This window comes from Noviherbaspirillum denitrificans (assembly GCF_002211445.1).
In the GTDB taxonomy this organism is placed as follows: domain Bacteria; phylum Pseudomonadota; class Gammaproteobacteria; order Burkholderiales; family Burkholderiaceae_D; genus Noviherbaspirillum; species Noviherbaspirillum denitrificans.
Map to the genome: position 1 here is coordinate 1 of NZ_LSTO01000034.1, position 4586 is coordinate 4586.

The window sequence follows — 4586 nt, forward strand, 5'->3', positions numbered from 1 at the left end:
CGTCGCCCACCCGCACATCGGTCGTCGGCACCGCTTATCAAGTCGGCTTGTCGCTTCCCGCATTCGAGCTGGATTTCTTCGGTCGCGTGCGCAGCCTCAACGACGCCGCGCTGTCGCAATACCTGGCGACCGAAGAAGCGCGCCGCGCCGCCCACATCAGCCTCGTCGCCGAGGTCGCCAAGGCTTACCTGTCCGAGCGTGCGCTGGCGGAGCAGGAAGAACTGGCCCGCCGCACCTTCACATCGCGCGAATCCGCGTACAAGCTCGCGCAGCAACGCTTCGAAGTCGGCGCATCCTCCGCGCTCGACCTGCGCCAGAATGAAATCCTGGTGCAAAGTGCACGCGCCTCGCTGGCAACCCTGCAACGCCAGCGCGCCCAGGCCATCAATGCGCTGACGCTGCTCGTTGGCCGACCCTTGAACGACCTGCCGCAAGCACTTCCGCTGTCGTCCCAGGGCATCGTCGCCGAACTCCCGGCAGGCCTGCCGTCCGACCTGCTCGCGCGTCGTCCGGACATTCGCGCCAGCGAACAACGCCTGAAGGCATCCAACGCCAACATCGGCGCAGCGCGCGCCGCCTTCTTCCCGCGGATTAGCCTTACCGCGGGGATCGGCAGCGCCAGCGGCGAGCTGTCCGGCCTGTTCGATGCCGGCACCCGCGCCTGGTCGTTCGTGCCGCAACTCGTGCTGCCCATCTTCGACGCCGGCCGCAACCGCGCCAACCTCAGCGTCGCGGAAGTGCGCAAGGACATCGCGATCGCAGATTACGAGAAGGCGATCCAGGTCGCCTTCCGCGAGGTGGCGGACGCGCTGGTCGCACGCGGCGCCATCGACGAACAGATCGATGCGCAGGCGCGCGTGCTGGACGCACAGCGGGAACGCATGAAGCTGGCGGAGCAGCGTTATCAGAACGGTGTCGCCAGCGCACTCGACGTGCTCGATGCCCAGCGTGAACTGTTTTCTGCGGAGCAATCGCTGGTGCAGGCGCGCTTGCTGCGGTTGACAAATGCGGTGGATCTGTATCGCTCGCTTGGGGGGGGGCTGAAGGAGACGGCGGCGGGGTAACCGTCTGCCGGCTTATTGGCCAATAATTGCCGCCGAACCGAACACCTGAAGCTGCGCGTTCTCTGAAGGGGCAGTGGTCAGGGTAAAGAGCATTTTTCGCGACGCGTCCGGAAGCGTCCACTCGTAGGCGACGGTATGGGTCTGGCCATTGGTTGGTGTTTGATCCAGCTCGTCTCTGACTTGTCTTGCCGCGAAGGGAGCGGGAGGGCTGGCTACCAGCTTGGTGAACAATCTCTTCGCCGCCTCGGTGTCTGCCCGGCGGGCATACACCATGCAGACGCTTTTCCCGGCAGGCAGCGCAAGCACGAAAAGTCCGTGTTTATCGGAAATGGGCCAGGCATCGCCGATCTGGTAGGCAAGGAATGGCGCGGCCTTTTCGAGCGGGAGCTTGGGCATTGGCGCCAACCTGGCTCGGAGCCCTGCGAGATTTGCCAGCTCCTTCATGCAGAGCGATGCGTAAATATTGGCGAATGCGTTGGCCTGGTCTTCTCCCTCGCTGGCGATGCAACTAGTTGAAACCAGACCAAGCGCAAGTATGGCGGCGGCAAGTTTAAGCATCGTGAGCTCCGAAAAATCCAGGGACGGAAACCGGCGAATTGTCAGGTCTCTTCACCAAGATGAGCATCGATAAGCGGGGCGACATCAGCAGCAAAGGTGCTGGCGAGATCGTGTTCGCCACCCGGCAATATGTGTAATTTAGCGCGCGGCAGCAACGAAGCCAAGCGCTCGCCGGCGCCCACGGGGCTGATGGGATCCGCATCGCCCCACAAGAGCAGCGTCGGGATGTGAAGCTCCGGAAGCTTTGTCGTCAAATCTTCCTGGTATGCGGAGAACCAGCGCGGCAGCGAAGGATGGGCTGCGAGGAACGAAGCGCGCCAGTCTTGTGCGCCATGTTTTCTCATATCGATTCCGCCTGAAGTGACGCTCAAGACCAGGTGGGTGACGAGATCCGGCTTTTCCAATGCGGCACGGATGGCGACTACGCCGCCCATTGATTGCGCGATCAGTGCGGTAGGCTGATTTATTTGGGAGACGACTTTGGCGACCAGGTCATCGATTCCCTTGACTTCCGGGTCGGGTGGCGTGGAGCCGAAGCCTGGCCATCCGATGTGGATTTTTGGGGCTGGGTGGGCGAGTCGATCGGCAACGGGCAGCCACAGTTCGGTTCGGCCTAATGCGCCGGGAAGAAATAGGAGTTGGGAGTGCATGGTTGAGTGCGAGACAGGCCCGGATTTTCGAGAACCGTCCGTCTCAGCGTGCAAGTTCCGACACATATTGTTTGTAAGTCCCTTCCGTCTCATTGACAAGCTCCCATGCACGCTTGTAGCAAGCCGACGGCAGCTGGCTGTCGATGGCAATGACCTGGGCCAGCTCCTGCGTGGCACCTAGCGACAGTAACACGGCTTTTTGCAGCGCGAGCAGGTGAAGGTGATTGCGCACGCAGCGAGACTCGCCTTTGCGCTCTCGAAGAAGCGCAGAGCCGGCCGGCGTATGCCGATGGACGAAGCCGTGCAGGATTTCGTGGAAAGCAGTGTCCGCCTTGTACCGCAAGGGAACGGCCTGCGGCGTGAAGGAGCGAAGCGCGAAGCGCATGTTGACACTTGGCTCCACCATGGATTGCGACGGGGTGTCGCAGAGGGTAAGCCTGACTGCACGAGGAGTCTCAACGGTCTTGCCAGTCAACGCCGTAACCGCGTCCAACATTGGCGGCGCGACGGAATTCCACAAAGACACAAACTCTGGCAACCGGGCATGCAGCTCGGCCGCCCACTCGGCGCGAATTTGGTAGTTGTGTTGTTCGGCGCACTGGGCGTCGGTACTCTCGCTGTAGATGAGATCAATCTGACTTGGCGAAGCAGAAGCGCGTGCCGGGAGCCAGAGCACAAGGCAAAGAGCGATGAGGAGCGGGCGCACGCGTCGATGGCACCGACGAAGATCAGCGCTTGTCAGAAAACGCAGCTGAGCGACAGCCCGCTGGACCAGATCGGCACATCCCTTATTCGACACGGTGGCAGACCGCTTCAACGCGGTTACCAAAAGGATCCAGCAGGAAGGCGGCGAAATAGCCCTCATGATATTGAGGACGAAGCCCAGGAGCGCCATCATCCTTACCGCCAGTCGTCAGGCCTGCCGCGTAAAAGGCGTTGACCTGCGCTCGGGAGGTCGCCTTGAAACACCAATGCCGCTTTTCATCGACATTGGCTGTCGCGGATTCATAGATGGCCAGGTAAGTATGGAAGGGTTCTGATGCGTTACATCTGGCGCCGTAACCCAGGGCCGCCGGTCGATCATAGACCTTGTCGACGCCGAGAGCGGCCATTATCGCGTCATAGAAGGGACGTGCGATGTCGATGCTGGGTACGGAAATGGAAACGTGGTCGAGTACGAGCATGGAACTCTCCAACTTGATTCATACGGACGCTCCTTGAACCGCATGAACGGCATCGGGGGAACTTGTCATTCGGATTCAGGGACAAGTCTTGCAGTCAGGCAGATGGATTATTGCGAGACATCGTATCGCAGAGCGGCGAATCATTGAATGATTCCTTTGGCCTGCAATGCCTCCCGCGTTATCTTCTGACGCAATGGCAACGCGTCCTGAGATGCGGCGTCGAGGTTCAACGCGAAGAACCAGGTTCCTTTTTCTTTTGTCTCGACATACCCGACATACCAGCCGACCTGTGGAGAGACGCTGGTTGCCCATCCCGTCTTGGCGCGGATCGCGTATTGCGGGGTCTGGTCGACAAGCATGATGCGACGAAGGGTATCGTAAGACGAACTCCGGAAAGGCAAGGAACGGCGATATATCTGCTTCAGGAGATCGACCTGCTCAGTCGCGCTCGCCTTCAATGAACCGTCCAGCCAGAACGTGGTTTCTTCGAATGGTCTCTTGAGTTCGCCGTATGTAATGGCAGTCAAATATTTCTCGTACTTTGCCGCGCCGACTCTTCGAGCGATATGCTGGAAGCACCACACGCACGATGTCCTGAAGGCGCTATCCAGCGTTTGATCGTGGTTCCAGTCGGCGATTTCCCTTGATATGCCGTCCCACTTGAACTCGTCGCTATCGGAAATCGCTTGTTCCTCAAGCCCGATGAGCGTGTTCAGGATCTTGAACGTTGATGCAACCGGGACTCTCTCTCCCGACCGTTGGTCTTCGTGGGTGAAGGCTTCACCGCCTTCAAGCGGTGTGATAACGATCGTGCCTTTGACACCGGCCTGGGTAAAGAGGCCGGCAAGCACGGCATCTTCCGCCCGCGCGACGGGCGTGGCCAACAGCAAGCCGCAGAAAACGGGTAACAGGAAACGTGACATGCGCCGCAGCGTCCAGGGTACTGAGTCGTGTATCGAAGAGGAGGGCGCGGGTGCCGCCAATGAGCATGGGTACGTCAGTGGCGGGATGCGGCCATCACCGCTGCAAAGCCGATGAAGGCGCCGCCGGTGAGGCGGTTGAAGGTCTTCAGCACTGGCGCGCGGCGCAGGTAGGCGGCGAGCCGGTGGCCGCTGCCGCCATACACCATG

Annotated in this window: 6 protein-coding genes; 1 reads left to right on the forward strand and 5 read right to left on the reverse strand. The window is 60.5% G+C overall.

Features of this window, described 5'->3' with window-relative positions; all coding sequences use genetic code 11:
• The coding region (locus tag AYR66_RS27900; protein WP_141104360.1) for an efflux transporter outer membrane subunit at positions 1-1064 on the forward strand (1064 nt) is incomplete at its 5' end.
• A 12-nt stretch (positions 1065-1076) separates the two neighbouring features.
• On the opposite strand, the gene AYR66_RS27905 is transcribed toward AYR66_RS27900, so the two are convergent.
• The 5 genes from AYR66_RS27905 to blaOXA form a co-directional block, all read right to left on the reverse strand.
• On the reverse strand, positions 1077-1622 hold the full coding sequence (locus AYR66_RS27905) for an NMCC_0638 family (lipo)protein (protein ID WP_088710777.1): 546 nt from the start codon (positions 1620-1622) through the stop codon (positions 1077-1079).
• A 41-nt stretch (positions 1623-1663) separates the two neighbouring features.
• Positions 1664-2272, reverse strand: coding sequence for an alpha/beta fold hydrolase (locus tag AYR66_RS27910; protein ID WP_088710778.1), 609 nt, complete (start codon positions 2270-2272; stop codon positions 1664-1666).
• Between the two features lie 43 nt (positions 2273-2315).
• Positions 2316-2978, reverse strand: coding sequence for a hypothetical protein (locus AYR66_RS27915; protein ID WP_088710779.1), 663 nt, complete (start codon positions 2976-2978; stop codon positions 2316-2318).
• Positions 2979-3060: 82 nt separating this feature from the next.
• A complete protein-coding gene (locus AYR66_RS27920; protein WP_088710780.1) occupies positions 3061-3456 on the reverse strand; it encodes a VOC family protein in 396 nt (131 codons plus the stop codon).
• Positions 3457-3596: 140 nt separating this feature from the next.
• On the reverse strand, positions 3597-4379 hold the full coding sequence (gene blaOXA, locus AYR66_RS27925; RefSeq protein ID WP_088710781.1) for a class D beta-lactamase: 783 nt from the start codon (positions 4377-4379) through the stop codon (positions 3597-3599).
• Positions 4380-4586: the final 207 nt, after the last annotated feature.

Bases quoted from the DNA above. Each gene is read 5' to 3' on its own strand.
- AYR66_RS27905 (WP_088710777.1), bottom strand. From the start codon at position 1,622: ATGCTTAAACTTGCCGCCGCCATACTTGCGCTTGGTCTGGTTTCAACT.
- AYR66_RS27910 (WP_088710778.1), bottom strand. From the start codon at position 2,272: ATGCACTCCCAACTCCTATTTCTTCCCGGCGCATTAGGCCGAACCGAA.
- AYR66_RS27920 (WP_088710780.1), bottom strand. From the start codon at position 3,456: ATGCTCGTACTCGACCACGTTTCCATTTCCGTACCCAGCATCGACATC.
- blaOXA (WP_088710781.1), bottom strand. From the start codon at position 4,379: ATGTCACGTTTCCTGTTACCCGTTTTCTGCGGCTTGCTGTTGGCCACG.